Origin of the sequence: Hyphococcus sp. (assembly GCF_965228385.1) — a bacterium.
Classification (GTDB): Bacteria; Pseudomonadota; Alphaproteobacteria; order Caulobacterales; family Parvularculaceae; genus Hyphococcus.
In genome coordinates this window covers 513,368-530,546 of sequence record NZ_OZ245810.1, presented here as the reverse complement: position 1 = coordinate 530,546, position 17,179 = coordinate 513,368, and the positions used below count along the sequence as shown (strand labels likewise).

At 55.1% G+C, this 17,179-nt stretch carries 12 protein-coding genes; all 12 read right to left on the bottom strand.

Annotated features, from left to right (window positions below; translation table 11 throughout):
- Window positions 1-269 precede the first annotated feature (269 nt).
- The 12 genes from ACQK2Q_RS02390 to ACQK2Q_RS02335 all read right to left on the bottom strand — a co-directional run bounded on the left by ACQK2Q_RS02390 (window position 270) and on the right by ACQK2Q_RS02335 (window position 17,080).
- Window positions 270-593, bottom strand: coding sequence for a DUF3325 domain-containing protein (locus tag ACQK2Q_RS02390; RefSeq protein ID WP_425408162.1), 324 nt, complete (start codon window positions 591-593; stop codon window positions 270-272).
- A gap of 5 nt (window positions 594-598) precedes the next feature.
- Window positions 599-2,221, bottom strand: coding sequence for a PepSY-associated TM helix domain-containing protein (locus tag ACQK2Q_RS02385; RefSeq protein ID WP_425408161.1), 1,623 nt, complete (start codon window positions 2,219-2,221; stop codon window positions 599-601).
- The gene (locus ACQK2Q_RS02380) at window positions 2,218-2,526 is read right to left on the bottom strand and encodes a hypothetical protein (protein WP_425408160.1); all 309 of its coding nucleotides are present in this window, start codon (window positions 2,524-2,526) and stop codon (window positions 2,218-2,220) included. The genes ACQK2Q_RS02385 and ACQK2Q_RS02380 overlap by 4 nt, the downstream gene beginning before the upstream one ends.
- A complete protein-coding gene (locus ACQK2Q_RS02375) occupies window positions 2,523-3,986 on the bottom strand; it encodes a sulfotransferase (RefSeq protein WP_425408159.1) in 1,464 nt (487 codons plus the stop codon). The genes ACQK2Q_RS02380 and ACQK2Q_RS02375 overlap by 4 nt, the downstream gene beginning before the upstream one ends.
- An 8-nt stretch (window positions 3,987-3,994) precedes the next feature.
- Window positions 3,995-6,007, bottom strand: coding sequence for a TonB-dependent siderophore receptor (locus ACQK2Q_RS02370; protein ID WP_425408158.1), 2,013 nt, complete (start codon window positions 6,005-6,007; stop codon window positions 3,995-3,997).
- Window positions 6,008-6,847: 840 nt separating this feature from the next.
- A complete protein-coding gene (locus ACQK2Q_RS02365) occupies window positions 6,848-8,401 on the bottom strand; it encodes an amidohydrolase family protein (protein WP_425408157.1) in 1,554 nt (517 codons plus the stop codon).
- 29 nt (window positions 8,402-8,430) lie between these two features.
- Window positions 8,431-9,402: an N-acetyl-D-Glu racemase DgcA gene (dgcA, locus tag ACQK2Q_RS02360; RefSeq protein WP_425408156.1), complete on the bottom strand. Its 972-nt coding sequence runs from the start codon at window positions 9,400-9,402 to the stop codon at window positions 8,431-8,433.
- 17 nt (window positions 9,403-9,419) lie between these two features.
- Window positions 9,420-10,520 (bottom strand): DUF1611 domain-containing protein, encoded by a 1,101-nt coding sequence (locus ACQK2Q_RS02355; RefSeq protein WP_425408155.1) that lies wholly within the window; start codon window positions 10,518-10,520, stop codon window positions 9,420-9,422.
- A 48-nt stretch (window positions 10,521-10,568) separates the two neighbouring features.
- A complete protein-coding gene (locus tag ACQK2Q_RS02350) occupies window positions 10,569-12,530 on the bottom strand; it encodes a serine hydrolase domain-containing protein (protein ID WP_425408154.1) in 1,962 nt (653 codons plus the stop codon).
- Window positions 12,527-13,645 carry a hypothetical protein gene (locus tag ACQK2Q_RS02345; RefSeq protein ID WP_425408153.1) on the bottom strand — a complete coding sequence of 373 codons (1,119 nt, stop codon included), beginning with the start codon at window positions 13,643-13,645 and terminating at the stop codon, window positions 12,527-12,529. The genes ACQK2Q_RS02350 and ACQK2Q_RS02345 overlap by 4 nt, the downstream gene beginning before the upstream one ends.
- A 157-nt stretch (window positions 13,646-13,802) precedes the next feature.
- Window positions 13,803-16,163 (bottom strand): TonB-dependent receptor, encoded by a 2,361-nt coding sequence (locus ACQK2Q_RS02340; protein WP_425408152.1) that lies wholly within the window; start codon window positions 16,161-16,163, stop codon window positions 13,803-13,805.
- 221 nt (window positions 16,164-16,384) lie between these two features.
- Complete coding sequence (locus ACQK2Q_RS02335; RefSeq protein WP_425408151.1) at window positions 16,385-17,080, bottom strand: GntR family transcriptional regulator; 696 nt, start codon at window positions 17,078-17,080, stop codon at window positions 16,385-16,387.
- Window positions 17,081-17,179: the final 99 nt, after the last annotated feature.

Here is a 17,179-nt window from a genome sequence, read left to right as displayed (position 1 = left end):
TTGTGATGCCATGCAGGACGAACTCCTGGCTCACATAAAAGAAACGGGCAGCGAGTGATCGAAACATTCGATTCGCCTGGCGCGGCTGGCCGTCTCCACGTCGGTACGCTGAAAGGCTCGAAATACGCCGATATGAAGGAGCTGCGATTCAACCGCGGTGACGGCGTGCGCCTTCGATCCGAAACGCGAGGCCATCATTCTGATTGTCCGCCAGCCTTAGAATGGCAAAAGACGCGTCAAATAGCCGCCAGCTTTTGCCGCATAATTTGTTAGGTGAAAAATGATGTTCCGTTTTTATAAACAGCACGCAGCCATGCTGGCCTATAGGCCAGCAGTAGGGAAATTATCATCGCAGCGCTTGGGACGACTAGCGACCACGTTAGAACAGCAAACCCCCATCCGTCGCGTATCACGCAGGGGACGAAACTGGCGGCGATGAACGACCAGCCGAGCAGGCGCGTAAAGATGCGGAGTGCTGGATTTGCATTCGTGTTCAATACAGCCTTGCTATGTTTGGATTGGCTCAAGGCAATATAGCCGCATCCCAAAAGCGCAAGGCCTATTGCAGCCAACAGTGAGAGAATAGAGATCATGCCTATCACTCCGCCGGGCTCGGTTTCGCTGCGTCAACAGGGTTTGAAGCATCAGGCTTTCGGCGCATCGCCGCCGAAGGATCGGTACGCCGTTGCAATCGCATAGCGGCGAACGCCGCTGCGCCTGCGCTGGCCAGCAAGACAAGGTCCATGCCAGCAACCGACCATAAGTCGCGCCCCGCTGACGCGAACAGGTGATCGCTGGTTGTCACCCAGTTCAGAATGACGGCCAGAATGCCAAGCGCGGCGATTGCCCAGGACTGTTCGGCCCATGCTTTGCCGCTGCGGAAAACCGGGTGAATGAAGCTCAACACCCAGACAAGAAAAAACAGCCGCACTTCAATTTCTGGCCGGGCAAGGCCCGCCCATGAGGCTTCCGCCGGGAGAACTCTGTTGGCGATCAGGAAGGCGCCAGTTGCAACGATTATCCCCGTGACAGAGCCTATGCTCATCGCTTCGACAAATCGGATTTTTACAGGTTGCGATACGGCGCCTTTCTTCATTCTGGATGCTGTCCAGAACAAAAACCCCGTGGCGATGAGAATGCAGCCAGCGAGACCTGCGATGAAATAAAACCAGCGAAGCGGCCAGTGGTCGAACTGGATTTGATGGAAGCCTTCAAGCCATGTGCGGGTTTTACGGATGGGCGAGGCCTGAAAATCTAGCAGAATTTCGCCGGTCGCCCCGTCAAAGTTGATACTGTCCCGATGCGCTTCCGTGCGCCGCGATGGAAAGAAGCGCCGGACTTCCACATAGGCGTTTGCATCGCCTATGTGGTGCAAATCAATACGATCGGCCTTTGCGTTCTGATCATAGCGTTCTGTCCAGATTTCTTCCGCGCGTGCTACGAACGGAGCAATGTCGGCCATCTTCGCTGGCGCACCTGCCGACTCCCTTCGATAATAAGCGTAATCGTCAGCGGCATAGAATAGTTCGACCACACGGTTCGACTCCGAAAAACCACGCACAACTTCGAACGGGATCGAAGCATACCAGCCTGCGAAAATCGCAAATCCCGAAAGACAAATGAGAAAATGAAACGGCAAAAACACAACGCCAGTGACGTTATGAAGGTCGAGACTCGACCGCCTTATTTTCTTCTTTGGGCGAAAAGTGAAAAAGTCGACGAAAATTTTTCGGTGAATAACAACACCTGTTACCAACAGCACCATCATGAACAACGTGCCTAATGCGACGACAAGATAGCCAATACCACCCATATGCAGGCGGTAATGCATTGGATAGAAAAATCCTGAAGCTGCACGTGATGTACTTTTCCCAAGCGAATCGCCGCTTATGGGGTGCAGTCGGTCATTGAATTGACCGGCTTCTTTGAACTTTCCATAAACTTCGAAATAAGGTTTTCGCTCCCCCGGCAAATAAATCAGCAACGACGCAAGCTCGTCGCCGGGGTGGTTTGCTTTGACTTTTGCTATAACTGAGTCAGCATCAAGTGGCTGAGTAGCGGTGATAAATCTTGTTTCAGGTTGCATCCACCGGTCAATTTCCTTGTCGAATACAGACAAGGTTCCCATCCACCAGATTGTAAATAGTAGCGTGCCGAGCGTAACGCCGGCCCATGTGTGGAGCCAATTCATCGCAGGACGGAAATTAGGTTTCTCAGTCATGCTTCAAGCGCTCCCGGTGCAAAATAAGATGCAACGGTCAGTGTCAACGCAGCCATGGCGATGACGGCCAACGGTCGGAGCAGCGTCCGGCGATCCCTGAAGCCCCACATCACGATTGGGATGTACAACACGTAACTAAGGAGCGCTGTCGCCAACATGGCGTCTTTGAGGGGAACGCCAGTTTTTTGAAGCGCCATGCCCGATAGCGCTGCGACGCCTCCTGTAAGCACAATCCCGCCTATAGCAATAGCGATGACGCGGAACATCATCGACAGAGCGCTCAGAATTCCATTGAAGACCGTCATGCTTCCTCCGCCGCTGCGATAAGGGGTCCGAGCCGCGCTTCATAAGTCCGCCAGCGTCCGCGTGACGATTGATACAAAGGCTGGCGAACCTGCCAACGGCTTGGCGTCTGCACTGCTCGGTCTGAAGTGTGAAAATCAAGCACAGATTGATCCCAAGGAAGGTCTACAAAGTCGAGCAAGCGGCGCGACTGACCTTCAAGATCAATAACCAAGTCTTCGTAATTCATATCCAAAATTCGCAGAGAGGAAACATCCCGCCAGTGCTGCATAAGTCGCCGGTAGCCGCGCCAGTAATGCGCTATGTTCGACAGGTCCGTTGCCCAACGCTGATCCGGCGTGAAGTTTTCGGAAAAAATTGAAAGCCCGCAATCGCGAATGTCGCGGCGGCAATGGACAATACGCGCATTCGGCAAAGCGGCGGCCACAAGGCCGAGATTCCAGAAGTTGAGCGGCTGCTTGTCGATCACTCTTGACGCCGTTTCAGGCGCCAATTGCGCAATACGGCCAAGGTAATCGCGTCCGATACCGCGCACATGGCTCGGCGTTAAATCCGCTGCGGCGTCAGGCCAAGGCGGGTTCGCACGTCCCAGTCTATCGGGCAGGCCTGTCGCCAGATCGGTGAGCAAGTCAAGCTCGCCAGCGCCGTAAACTTGTCCGTGGGCTGAAAGAATCTGCTCAGTCAGCGTCGTGCCGGAGCGTGGCAGTCCGACCACAAAAACCGAGCGGTCGGACTGCTCTCCCCCACCGCGCCTATCTTCGAAGAAGTGCGAGCTGAAAATCTCGCATAGCCGTTCAATGCGTCGGTCAAAAGCGCCACGGTCAAATGGGCCCGCGTCGCGACAGCGCGCCTCATTGGCGGCGGACAAAGCGTCGAAAGCGCCATCCGTATCGCCAGCGCGGGCGAGCGCTTTACCCAGCGCATAGCCGATCAGAGCTGCGTCCTGGTCGTCTGCTTTTTTCAGTTGGGCGTGCGCTTCACGAACAGCATCATTCAACGCATCACCTCCTGTTACGGTCAACAATCCGGCTAAACCTTCCGCGTTGTCCGGATGCGCAAGCAGAAGTTGGCGATAAGCGTCCGTCGCTGCAGCGCGGTCGCCAAGGTCTTCGTAAACTGAGCCAAGCCCCAATAGCGCTGCGGGTGCGGAAGGCGTTACGTTAAGAACCGCCTCGAAGGCAGTTTGCGAGGCCTCAAGCTGTCCGTCTTCCGCAAGCGTCTGGCCCAGTATCGTTCTGACAGATACGTTCGTTGGCTCACACGAAACCGCGCGCTCCAGACATGAGATGGCGTCCTTGCGTTGGCGGTTCCGCGTCAAGATGCGCGCGAGGCCGACATAGGGCGCAGCTATGCGAGGATTGGCCTTCGCCGAACGCCTAAAGGCTTCGAACGCGCCGGCGACATCCCCCGATGTCTCCAGTTTGACGCCTTCCTCATAATAGCTTTGACCCTCGCTGCTCATGCGCGGCCTTAAAAATTCGCCCGCACTGTCACATAAGCCGAACGTGGATTGCCGAACCGATGGCTCCCACCAGCCGTTCCATTATCAAAGCCGATAGTATCGCGATACTCTTCGTCGAGTAGGTTGTGAACATTAACCTGCACCTCGAACATCTCATTCAACGGGTAGGACACATTCGCATCAACCAGCGTGTAACCGTCATAGACGATACCGTGGCGCGGCGCGGGCCGTTCCGAAATGCCGCGCACGCCGGCTCCAATACGCAAGTCAGCTAGTCGGCCTGATTGAACGGTATATGTTCCGTAAGCGCTGAAGGTATGACTTGGCGTCAAAGCAACCGTATCCCCGACATCCTGGCCATTGCCGGGATTTATGACCTCGGTAACCTCCGCATCAACGTAACCGTACGAAAGATTTAGATCAAATCCATCCTCAATTGCAAATGCAGCCCCCAACTCAAATCCATTATGCTCCTGTTCCCCAGTGGCGACAACATAAGAAGGGCTGCCGGGAAGGTTATTAGGATCAGCGGTGGCGACGTTTTGGCGTGTCAACATAAATGCCGCCGCCGTCAGCGTCACGCGATCATCAAGCAGACTTCCTTTTAATCCAATCTCATAATTCGTTGCTGTCTCCGGATCGATTGGATCGCTTGCCGCATTCACATCGGTGTAGCTCTCGCCAGCACGGATGATCGAGCCAGATTGCGGGATGAAACTCTCAGCATAGCTTACATATGCGTTGAGACCGTCAGTTAGTGCGTAAGTCCCTCCGACGCGGAAGGTTACATCTTCGGCTTCACTGACGGTATCCCTCCGAAAGTCCTTGCGTTCGTAATTATCATACCGCACGCCAGCAACGACAGTAAAACGATCGAATGGACGGAGGCTCGTTTCCCCGTACACAGAAGAAAGGGTCGTTTCATGATCTTGAAAGGTCGAAAGCACGATGGAATCGAAGTCGGGCGTTAGATAAGAGGCCGTACTGAGATCAGTTACATCCACAGCGCCAAGAACGCCGCCGAATCCCCAGTCATTTTCGAAGTTTTCCCATCGATAAGAACCACCGATAACCCAGTCCTGCTGGAGGCCAAACGCCGCAAAACCACCCTGAAGCTGCGCATCGCCATAGGCAACGTCTTGATTGCGGAAGCCGCGCGAGTAATAGGTGTAAGCAATTGTGTCGCCAGATGAAAAGCCCCTGCCGCCCGCATAATTGTAGCTGTTTTGGCTAGATTGGTAGTCAAAATCGGCATCCTGATAGCTGCCGCGAAGGACAAGCTTTAGATCGTCCAGAAACTCGTGCTGCACCTCGGCGTCATAATAGAGGTCTTCTCCGCCTTGTTCCGACGGAACGCCAAAATAAGTCGTTTCATCAATCGTATCAGGAACAGAACCGTCATCGTTTACCGCAAACCGAGAACTTGGCACGCCCTCGCGTTTTGTGTACGCGATAGAGGCCTGCGCGCGCGTCCGGTCGCTGAAATCAATTTCCAGGACTGGCCGGATGGCGATCGTTTCCGTATACTCAGGGTCCTGCGGGCTTCGTTGATCCTCATACGCGCCTGTGATCCTGAAGCCCAAAGCGTCAGCACCAAAAGGCGATGCGATATTTGCATCAGCTTGCACACGATAAGTGCCATAGCTGCCGCCGCGCATCACTAGATTGAGAAAGTCATCGCCTTCAGGAGACTTTGTCACCTGATTGATAACGCCGCCAGGAATTATAGGTCCGTGGATGATAGACGCAGGACCTTTCGCAACTTCTATGCGTTCAATGTATGATACATCACGACGACCGGCGCCACGGCTACCGCCTTCGGGGCGGTTATTAGTGAGCACAGTCGCGTTCAGGCCCCGGATATTATAGCCGCCGCTGGAAGGAAGCAGTTGCGTTTGCCGCCTGAAGACGTTTGGTAGAGTTTCGAGAACGTCGAACGGATTGATGAACGCACGCTCATAAATCAGATCAGCATCGATGATATCTAGCGTGAACGGCAACTCTTCCGGATTGATAGGCAACCGATTTGTCAGCGAATTCTGGAACCGATCACCGACAATAATTATCTCGTCATCCGAACGCGCCTGCTCGCTTGAAGCGTCATCCCCCTCTTGCGCCGCCGCTAGCGAACCCATTGAAATTACGAGCGCAATTGCGCTCACGCCATATTTGTACCCGCTCATGATATCCCCATGCCTATTTGCTAATGCGAATGACTCGCAGTCTCAGTATAGGAAGGGGTGAAGCCTTGCAAGCGCCTTTGAGAATCTTTTGCAAATGAGCCTGTGCGGCCAACGCTCCATCCTCAGATCGAATTGCGCATCCGTCTTGAGCCCGACCCGCCCATCCAATTTACTGAAGGTCACCTAACAATCGGTGGGAACAACCCAGCAATAGTTTGAATTTCAAGATGTCTGTTTTTACGTGCAAACCGGAACCGCCGCGCCGGCCCGATTGCGGAAACCTGAGCATTTAGAAGGCGAATTCAACCAGCATTTCTAGGCCTGCTGGGCAGCAATGGAATCAGTGCTTGAAAAACCAATCTCCTGCAATATCGCCCGAAATTCCGCCTTGGGAGCCTGACATAAAGTTCGATACGCATTCACGAAGGGGAGCCACTCATTTTTCGCAATATATTGCGAGAAGATTGCGGCCCCAATTTTTGCTTTCGAACATCGTCAGCTATATTTCGCGCTGCGCACCTAGCAGACCGGTCTCGCCTCGAGAGGAGAACGCCCAAGGCAGAAAATGCCTATCTCAATAAGGTCGCCAAAAAACCGTACCGGAGCTGTCGCGTCATTCTTGATACAGACGCCAGTTCGCGATTCCGCGCAGTATAACCTCACACAAATAGGAGCTCGTCAGCTTTCTGAAGTAGGATTTCGCGACCTTCTGATCGGCCGGCCGGGCAAGACAGTGGTGTCTAGAACGCCATCGATAACCAGCGGCGTCCCGCCGACGATCACATGCTCGAATCCTACGGAAGCTTGCGCGGGTTTTTCGAAGTTCGCCCGGTCGCTGACACGGGCGAGGTCAAAGACAATAATATCTGCGTCAGCGCCAACCTGAATACGGCCCTTCTGGCGCATCTGCGGCGCGGCGCTTTCGAGAATTTGCGCTGGAATGAGGCTTGTTTTCGCGATCGCATCCAGGAGAGAAATTGCCTCACGCTCGCGAACGTAAACGCGCAGGAATTTGGAAAAAGTTCCGGCCGCGCGCGGATGGGATTGTGCATTCTCGGGCATCGGCCAGATGTCATTCGCGATCAGTCCGCCGGCGTCGGACCAGTAACCGCCGTCTGAAGCGATCGCACCGCCCGGATACAAAATCGACTTGTCGAGCGCGGCCTGGTCTTCTGACCGATCATCCGGGTGCAGCATATGCAGGACAACGCCGGTTGACGGGGCGTCGGCCTGTAACCGGTCGAATTCCGCATCGCTTAACGGTTCGCCGTCCACAGTGAAATCCGATTTCTTAATGCCGCCGAGACGCGCCTGCCAGTCCGGGCCCTGGAACATGGCGGCGCCGATGGATGTTGCGCCAGCGCCGTAAGGGTAGGCTTCGACTGTGATAGTGACGCCGTTCTCCTGCGCGCCGCGGATCATCGGCGCGATCGCATCGATGTCCCGCAAGCTGATGCTGTTCAGGTGCGAGATATGCATATGGGCACCGGTGCTGGCGGCGACGGCGACCATCTCCTGAAATCCTTCAAAAGAACTGTCCGGTTCGGTCACTGACAAAAACCGCGCATGAGTGTATGTCGGCACATTATTCTTCGCGGCCAGCGCATTGGCGGCATAATATTCCTTGCGTCCAGAGCCTGGCGCATAGCCGAGAGCGAAACCGATGCCGACGGCACCGTCATCGAGCGCAGATTGCAGGCGCGCCAGTATGCCCTCAAGCTCTTCAGTCGATGCGATTTTTGTTTGCCACTGGGTATTGCCGAAATGGCCGGTGAACCATTCGACGTTAGCTTCCGGTTCGTCGTTCACGATCTCAGCGATCCGCGCATGGGCCCAACTCGCCGCTACGCCATAGTGGATCGGCCGGCCTTCGGCGGCGGCCTGTTCGTAAAATTCTGCAACCGGCAGGACGCCAACTTCGAGTTCCAGCGCCGTCGTCACGCCGTCGAGCGCCTGCATGCGTCCAGCCGGGATGCGCTGGCCGTGTGCGTGAAGGTCGATAAACCCTGGCGCAACCACTTTTCCGGATGCGTTGATCGTCGTGGCGCCGGCAATTTTGTCCTTGGTCACAACGGCAACCGAGTCGCCGTTAACACCGACATTGCGAATGGCATCGAGCCCGGTTTCCGGATCGATGACGCGACCATTCAAGATGACAAGATCATAGGGTGCAGTCGGTGCCTTTGCGCAGGCGGAAACAGCCGCCGCAAACAAAACTGCAAGAAACTTCATGGCAGTCATTTCCTTCTTCGCCTCGCGAGTTACAGGCCGCCCCAGAATCCCGGAGACGGCGGCGACAGATTAGGCCCTTCATATAGTATGCCGCCGGGATAATCGGTTTTTTGATTGAGCGGTCCGTCGAGATCGACGAAGTCGCAAAACTGCGCAATTACCAGCGCCGGCGCCATAGATAGCGATGAGCCCAGCATATTGCCAACCATCAGCCCCTTGCCTAGCGCCCTTGCTTCCCGGGCGAGCGCGAGCGCTTCGGTCAGGCCGCCGGTCTTGTCTAGCTTGATGTTGATCATATCGTAGCGCTGCGCCGCTGCGGCGAGCTCCCCGCGATGTAGGCAACTTTCATCGGCGCAGAGCGGGATCGGCGAAACAAAGTCTTCCAACGGCTCATCATCGCCGCGGCGCATGGGTTGTTCGACCATGGCGACGCCAAGCTCGGCGAGCGCCGGCAAAACGTCCGATAACTGATCAATCGTGAAAGCCTGATTGGCATCAACAATCACGCAGGCGTCCGGGCGCGCATTGCGGATAGCAGCGATACGCTCAACTGGGGAATGTGCATCGAGCTTTACTTTCAGCGTGGGATAATCGGGCGCGGTTGCCGCTTTGCGCGCCATTGCTTCTGCTGAATCTTCGATTCCAATGGTAAATACAGTTTGACAAGGTTTTGGAGACAAGCCGGTCAATTCCCAAATTGTTTTCCCGGTGAGTTTTGTTTCCAAATCCCACAGAGCGCAATCGACGGCGTTGCGCGCCCCGCCAGACACCATCAGTGATTGCAAGTCGGTCCTGTCAATTCCGCGTTCGATTTCTTCGCGCGCCGCCTCGATTTGCTCGACCAATCCATCGGCTGTTTCACCGCAATAATAGACGCTGACGCCTTCGCCACGCCCGGCAAAGTCTCCTTCAGCGATTGTCACCAGAACCGGCTCGATTGATTCGAATACATAATCCGTAATGCGAAACGGCGCCCGCAACGGCCATTCGGTTTTGCTCACGCTGAGGCGCCGACGCATCATGCAAAGTCCGCAGCGATGCGATCAACGATCGCGGCTGCGCCATCTTTGATAGGGTCGATCGTTGGTAATTCCGTTTGATCGGCGATTCGTTTCAACAGCCCCTCGCGCTCGCTGGCTGCAATGCAGCTTGTGTTGACGGCGACGCCGACAAAACGGCAATCCGCATTGACGCAGCGCGCCATGGCCAGATTGATTTTCATCGCTTCGTTCAGCGAGGGGATCGGATAGGGTTGATTAGTCTCCGTGCCGATGAATGTTTGTCGCAAGGGATCGTGACAGAGAACAAGCGCATTCGGTTGCGATCCGTGCAAAAGACCGAGGCTTACGCCGGCATAGGACGGATGCGCGAGCGCACCCTGTCCTTCAATGACATCCCAGTGATCCGTCTCTCCCGCCGGCGAGATCAGTTCAGCTGCGCCAGCCAGAAAATCGGAAATGACGGCATCGATCGGAATTCCGGCGCCGGCGATCATGATGCCGGTCTGCCCGGTCGCGCGGAAATCGGCGTTCCATCCGCGACGACGCATTTCTTTTTCTATCGCGAGCGCTGTGTATTTCTTGCCGACGGCGCAGTCCGTGCCAACCGTGAGCAATCTGTTGCCGGACCGTTTTATGCCTGTCCCGACTGGCAAATCAGGGGGTGCTTGACGCACATCGATCAAAGCGGCCCCAGACGCGCGCGCAGCCGCCGCAATTTCAGGAAACCTGGCAAGATGGACATGCATGCCGGATACGATATCCAACCCTGCGCGCGCAGCGGAGGCGAGGTCCGCCAGCCAGTGATCTGGAATCGAACCGCCGCTTGAAGCGACGCCGATAATGAGCGATTTGGCGCCGGCGCGCGCAGCCTCGTCCACCGACATGTCCTTGAGGCCGCCGTCGATGGCGCATCCCGGCGCGCGGAGCTGTCCAACGCACTTGTCGCGCCGCCACTGGATCAGGCCCAGGCCGGTCTTGGCGTAGGCAATCTCCTGAATGTCGCCGAAATAGATGAGATAAGGCGCGCGCAGCGACAACCCGCCCGCGGGCGGCGATTCGCCATGCGCCGCTGTATCGTCCTGCGCCCTGTCCATTTGGCGATGATCAACTTGTCCCATAGTTTTGTCGCCCCTAGATGTCGCCCGTCCTCCGGTCGTAACTGTTGCCTACCAGTATTTGAAACCGAGAAGGTTCCAGTTGTTCAGTTGCAAGACGAAATAAACCAGCGCCGCAACGAATAACGCATAGTGTGTTTTTCGCCAGATCGAAAATTCGGCTTTTGCAACCGCGGGGTAAAGTCCGGCAATAAGGATTGCTGTCAATCCCGCCAGTGTGGCGACGCCGATCATCAGAACTTTGGCCGTCGGTGTAGGCCACCGGAACAGGGCTTCGTTGCCGAGATTGTCAAGCCCGACGAGAGTCAAGCCTAGATAGGAGAGCACCGCGAAAACCAACAAAGACGCGCCAATAGACGCCGCCGAGAGACCGAGCGTCCATGCGTTGCCGGCACGCGGCGCGACGGTGCGTTTCCAAGCAGAAATCAATTGAGTGAGCGAGAGGAACGCTGCAAGTCCGGCCGCGAGAAAGAAAATCTGCGCGTTGCTGTCGCCAGGCGTTCGTTCCGCCGCCACATGACCATAAGGAACATGAAAGCGAAGGGCGGCGCCATCGTCGTCAAGATCGAAGACAATCACGTCATCGCCATCGACTTCCTGAAAACTCCGCTCGCCAACGCGCCGGTACTTCACGGCTTCGTTGCCCGCGCTAACCAGCAGCATTCCGTCGTCCGTCGCAGCAACAGATGCGTTGCCGCCGACGAGTGAAAAAATCTTCATCGCGTTTTTGTGCGATCGCCGGGTCGTTAAATAACTTCCCGTAAAGGCTTCAGCATTGTCGAGCGCGATTGTCGCCGGCGGCGCCTTGCGCGCGTCGCCAATCATGACGTCGAGAATGCGATCGACAATCTGCGCCTGCGTTTGCGACCCGTTATTGCCGTTCACGGAGGCAAACACACCGATTTCGAGTTCGGGTATCATGATCATGGTTGTGAATGAAGTTTGGGTCGCGCCGCTATGTTCGAACGTGTCGTATCCCGCAAACTTTCCATTGCGAAATCCGTGCGCAAAGTCGGCGCCGGGCCTTCCCGGATAAAGTCGCTCACGCATCGCGCGCGCCGTTTCCGGCTCCAGCAATCTGGCGCCGTCCAGCTCGGTTCCATTGAGCCAGGCGCGCATGTATCGCTCCATGTCCAACGCTGTCGACGACATCGATCCCGCCGGCGCCGGCGACACCAACTCGAACGGCCACTCATGATGTTCCCCGCGTTTCCAGTAGTAGGTTGTCGCTGCATTTGCGGCCTGCTCTGCGGTCATTGCCTGCGGATTATCTTCCGGCAAAACTTGTCGCGCCGTCGATGAATTCATTTGCAGGGGCGTAAGGATTTCCTGTTCCAGATAGTCTTCATAAAGAACGCCGGAAACTTCCTGCACGATATATCCCAGCAGCGCGACGCCGTAATTATCATAATTGGAAACGTCGCCCGGCGCGCGTACGCGCGCAGGAATATTGTCCTTAAGCCATTGCTCAAGCGACGGCAGCGGTTCGCCTGTCTCGATGAATAAATCGCGCAAGACGATATCAAACCCGGACCGGTGGCTCAGGAGATCGCGCACCCGCACAGGTTCGTCGAAGGTATCGGGAATCTTGAAAGCAGTCAGGTAATCATTGACATCCGCGTCTAGATCGAGCCGCCCATCTTCGACCAATTGCATGGCGAGGATGTAGGTGAGCGTCTTCGTGACCGAGCCTATGCGGAAAGTATGCAATTCTGGATCTACAGGTGTTTTCGACTCAAGGTCGGCGTAGCCGTATCCCTTCACCAATTTCGTTTCACCGTCCCGCACGACGGAAAGCGTGAGCCCCACTGTATGCGTTTCATGCATGGCGTTGGCGACAGCGCCGTCGACAAAAGCCTCAAATTCGGCCGAGGAATAACTTGCAGCCGCTGGCGTTGATAATGCGCCCGTTTCCACGGGAATCGTCGGTGAGGCGTCCTGTCCCATGACCGGGCCGGAAAATAATCCGCCGGATGCTGTGGCAAGGATAAATTGAAGAATTCTTCTAATCATGGCTTTGCTCCCGCCCTTCGGTTTTCATTACGTATCGCAGACAAAATTCGATACATGCCGATTGTCAGTAGCGGTATGACCACGACCGCAATGAATGCATATGACAAGGCGCCATACCCCTTTGCAATAAGACCGATAATGCCGATCGCGTCGGCGAGAAATATTGCGGTGCCCAGAATAATCGCCGCAACGGCGAGACGCATTGTCTTTGTAAACGTGCGGCCGGCATCGACAAGGGCGGCGGCAATTCGTTCGTTGATCGCATGAACGATCCCGGCGCCGGTTTCGATGAAAGTTCCAAATAGTACAATCTGAAAAACAACAAAAAACCATGCCGCATTGAGCGCGCCCAGCACGACAATAATCGGAACAGGCGCAGCATTGATCGCCGGATATTCCGCAAGCAAGGCGATAAAGACAAATAGACCGGGAACGACGCCGATCAAGCCGGCAAACGCCCCGGACCGTAGCGCCTGTGCGCGCGTCTTCAGCACCGGGAGGACAAACAATACCGCCGCTAACGCAATCAGGTTGTACGCCGCATAGCGCAAACCGTCAGCATGCCAAGCGCCTGTGATTTCTGCACTTGAGAATGCAGCGCCAATATTATCGCCCAACGCCGCCAACACCCAGCAGACAAATACGGCGTAGACACCGTAAAGCAGCATGGACCAGTAAGTGAGCGCGCGCGCAATCACGGCGCCGCCCAAATATGCGAGTGCGCCGGTCGCAGAAAGCAAGACCAGTATTCCGACAATTGGCGGTGTTCCAAAAGCGTTGGCGCACATTTCGCCTGCTGCAGAACCGAGAACTGCCAGCACCAGTAAGGCGATCAACAGATACAAGAATTCGAAAATCCGCCAGAAGGGTCCGAGCAAGACCTGAAAAAAAGTACGGTAATTGTACGCTTGGGCCATCCGCGCAAACTCAAATGCGATGGCGAGAATCACGCTCCATGCTATCGCGGTGACTAACAAGCCGAACAGACCGCCAAGCGGGCCATGAACAAGAAAGAATTCCGCGATTTCCCGCCCCGTCCCATATCCGCCGCCGACAATGACCGACTGGAACACAAATCCCGGCACGAGATATATCTGAAAAATTTCGCGCCCCATTCTGTTTATCGATCCTGTTTGATTTTTCTGAACGGCCACTATCGCGAAACGGAGATTGAGACGGTTGCAGACATTTCGGGCTACATTACTCTGTCACGCCGATTGAAGCGAGCGCTCGCCGGGGGAGAGAGATTGGCCGCGCTCGCTTCTGGCTACGTTAGTAGCGCAGGGTAAGACTCACACCGTAAGAACGCGGCCGGTTGATCGACAACGAATTCAACGGCCCATCTAATGCGACGCCATTTGCATCCCGCACGGCGCCTAGCGAGGAGACGCCTTTGGCGACGGCCTCGACATCGTTGAGCAGGTTTTTGGCGAACAACGAAACGGCGATTCTGTCGTTTTCGACGCCGAGCCGCATGTCGAGATTTTCCAGCGAGTTCAGTTTTCCTGTCGGGAAGTTCTGGTTGTCAGAAAATCGCTCGCCGATATATTGGAAGGTCGCCCTGTTGGTGAGATTCCAGCCATTGCCAATCGGGTGTTCATATTGATAACCGAGCGAAAACGAGACATTCGGCGCATTGACGGCGTTGTCGCCCGCCTCGATGTCGGTGCCGGCGCCGAGCACGACCGTAAAGTCATCGACAAACTCCGTGTCGAGTAAGGTCGCGTTGAAAAATGTCATCCAGCTGTCGGACCAATGCTGCACGGTCTCCAGTTCGAGACCCAACAGGCGTTGATCGGGACCGTTCGTTGCATTGTTCGCCGGCGCGGCGATGGTTATCTGCGTATCTTTGTATTTCGTGTAGAACAAGCCGAGATTAACAAGAAAATCGCCGTCAAACCATGTCGATTTTACGCCGCCATCGAAGCTGAGGACAGTGTCTTCGTCGAAGAATAATTGGTCCGCGAAGTTTTGCGCGAATGCCGGATCCATTGGATCGCCCGCCGTCGCCAGCGCCGCAATTGCCTGCCCGGTGCCGCCGTTTCGCGCGCCTTTCGCGACATTGGCGTAAAGCATCATGTTGTCCGCTAGGTCATATTCGAACGCTCCATGCGGCAGAAATTTTCGGAGCTTAAATACATATGGCCCGGGAACGCCAGCCTGCACGAGCACTTCGGCCGGCATCGCAAAGTCAATCGGGTTTGTTTCATCCCACGGCGCATTGGCGGGAATAAAGTTGACGACCTCGTTGACCGCCAGGTCAGCGGTGTATGTGTCGGAAACATAACGGGCGCCGCCGATCACACGGAAGCGGTCCGTGACGTCAAAGGTCAATTCGGCGAATCCTGAATATTGTTTCGACTCGTTGAGGTCGAGCGTTTGCAGAAGCTGATTCGTCGATGGCGTCGAAACGCCCACCAGCCCGTCCATGATCAACTCTTCCGCCACGGACTGGTCTCGGTCGCGGTAATAAGCGCCCGCTGTAACGTTCAATGGCCCGTCAAATTGGGATACGATGCGCAGTTCCTGCGAGAATGTTTCATTGCCTATTGTCACGGCCCCGAAAGTGGTGGTGTCGATGGTCGGGAAAAACGGCGCAAGTCCCAGCGTATTGCCAATGGAGAGAGCGTTGCTGACCGCCGTGCGGTCGTAATATCCGGTAATGGAGGTGATTTCGAACGCGCCGGCGTCATAAGTGATGCGGCCCGAATAGAGATTGAAATCATCCTCTCCGGATCCGATGAAATCCGGAAACATACCATCCGCGAAGCCGGCAAGGCCATAGATAAAATCTTTTGGATTTGTGCCGACTTCAATATTGTTGTCGAGCTCAAAATCATCGCGTGCAAGAAACGCCGACAATCTGATTTCCAAATTATCACTCGGCTGCGCGAGCAGCACGGCGCGCCCGCCAATGCTATCGAAGCCATTCGCGTCTTCTTCCCCAGACAGCCTGTTATCGATGAAGCCATCATCGTCGACATAAAATCCCGACAGGCGAATGGCGAGTTTTCCCGGGACGAGGACGACGCTCGTTCCGTTGTCGACGCGATAAGCAATTCCGCCTTCGTGAATATTCTCAATTGTCCCGCGCGCCGTTCCACTGAAGAGCGGGCCGTCAAGATCAGGATCAGCGGTGAAATACCGGATCACGCCGCCGACTGCCCCTTCGCCGAACAGCGTCGGCTGCGGTCCGCGTACGATTTCCACCCGATCGAGGTCGGCGGAACCGAAATCGCGCTGACTGGTCGCCGAGGTTACGGCGATGTCATCGACATAAAAACTGAAAACATTCGAGGATGCGAACAGAAATCCAAGGTCGTTGGAAACGCCGCGAATGGAGATCGCATTGCTGTTCTGCCGCGTACGGACATTGTTAATGCCGACGACGGTACGAGCAATATCATCGAAATTGTCGAGGCCATTGCGCGCAATGTCTTCGCCCTTGATACCGGTGACGGCTGCCCCGATATCCTGAACGGATTCCTCCCTAAACCGGGACGTCACGATGATCTCATCGCGAACTTGCACGTTGTTTTCGTCGTTCCCAACCTCGTCCTGTGCGTACGCATGCGGCGTTACCGCAGCGATCGCGACACCCGCAAGCAATTGAAATTTTGTGAGTTTTTGCATGGATACCCTCCCGCTTGAAAACGCCGATCGGCGCAGAATCAACACAGCCTAAGAAGATTTTATCACAGCCTTATTATTTATCAAGGCTGTTTTCTTGTCCTGTGAATTCTCGAACATCAATTGTGTCAAGCAGCAGAGCAGTACGCTCAACCTGGGTTTCACTAAGATCTATCAGGATGATAATGAGGCGGCGACCGTCGATGTGGTTCGAACGCGCGCGTTTATGCTTGCGCGCGTAGGTCCTGCATCATCAATTGATCGTGGGAAAACAGCGCCTTGAGAACACGGTCTTCGCTTGACGTGAGGATCTTAAGGGTCTGATCGGAAATTTCTTCAGCCTTGTCAGTACGGATTGCCTCGACAAGTTCACGCTGGTGATCCCAGGTGAAAGGCAACGAGCCCGTCATGTTAATATATAACCAATAAACCCGCATGGCCGTATCCTCCAACTGGCTAATCCAGTGGATGAGTAACGGGTATCTCAACTTTTCTGAAACATATACATTGAACTTTTTATTGGCTTTCAGAATGCGCAGCGCAGTCTTCTCACCTTTGATCGGCGTTTCGTACGAGATTGACTCGTTCAACGCGGCGAATTCGTCATGATCGATCATCGGCGCCGCCATCGCCATGATATTTGGCTGCAACATTTTACGCATGGCGAAATTTTGCTTGACGTCAAGCAGCGTTAGCGACGCGACACGCGTTATGCGCGGCGAAACAGAAACCAGAAACTGCTGGGCGGTCAAATGTTCCATGATATTGCGCGCCGTCGTTCGACTAATATCGAACATCTCGGTAAGGATGTTTTCTGATACCTTTTGACTGGGCGCGAGCGTTTGCGTCACGATAGCATCCATGATGATATCGTAAGCAGCATCCTGGCTGAGCCCGCTTCTTATTTGTTTCTTCGCCATTTTGTTATGCCGTTAAATTCCTTCCTGTATCCTACCGATTGACGATGTATTCCAAATTGGCAAGGGCAATATGAGCAATTCGACGAAACACCCCTCGAA

What these genes read in the sequence shown, in the direction of transcription:
- ACQK2Q_RS02390 (WP_425408162.1), bottom strand. Translation starts at nt 593, where the DNA reads ATGATCTCTATTCTCTCACTGTTGGCTGCAATAGGCCTTGCGCTTTTG.
- ACQK2Q_RS02385 (WP_425408161.1), bottom strand. Translation starts at nt 2,221, where the DNA reads ATGACTGAGAAACCTAATTTCCGTCCTGCGATGAATTGGCTCCACACA.
- ACQK2Q_RS02380 (WP_425408160.1), bottom strand. Translation starts at nt 2,526, where the DNA reads ATGACGGTCTTCAATGGAATTCTGAGCGCTCTGTCGATGATGTTCCGC.
- ACQK2Q_RS02375 (WP_425408159.1), bottom strand. Translation starts at nt 3,986, where the DNA reads ATGAGCAGCGAGGGTCAAAGCTATTATGAGGAAGGCGTCAAACTGGAG.
- ACQK2Q_RS02365 (WP_425408157.1), bottom strand. Translation starts at nt 8,401, where the DNA reads ATGAAGTTTCTTGCAGTTTTGTTTGCGGCGGCTGTTTCCGCCTGCGCA.
- ACQK2Q_RS02355 (WP_425408155.1), bottom strand. Translation starts at nt 10,520, where the DNA reads ATGGGACAAGTTGATCATCGCCAAATGGACAGGGCGCAGGACGATACA.
- ACQK2Q_RS02350 (WP_425408154.1), bottom strand. Translation starts at nt 12,530, where the DNA reads ATGATTAGAAGAATTCTTCAATTTATCCTTGCCACAGCATCCGGCGGA.
- ACQK2Q_RS02345 (WP_425408153.1), bottom strand. Translation starts at nt 13,645, where the DNA reads ATGGGGCGCGAAATTTTTCAGATATATCTCGTGCCGGGATTTGTGTTC.
- ACQK2Q_RS02340 (WP_425408152.1), bottom strand. Translation starts at nt 16,163, where the DNA reads ATGCAAAAACTCACAAAATTTCAATTGCTTGCGGGTGTCGCGATCGCT.
- ACQK2Q_RS02335 (WP_425408151.1), bottom strand. Translation starts at nt 17,080, where the DNA reads ATGGCGAAGAAACAAATAAGAAGCGGGCTCAGCCAGGATGCTGCTTAC.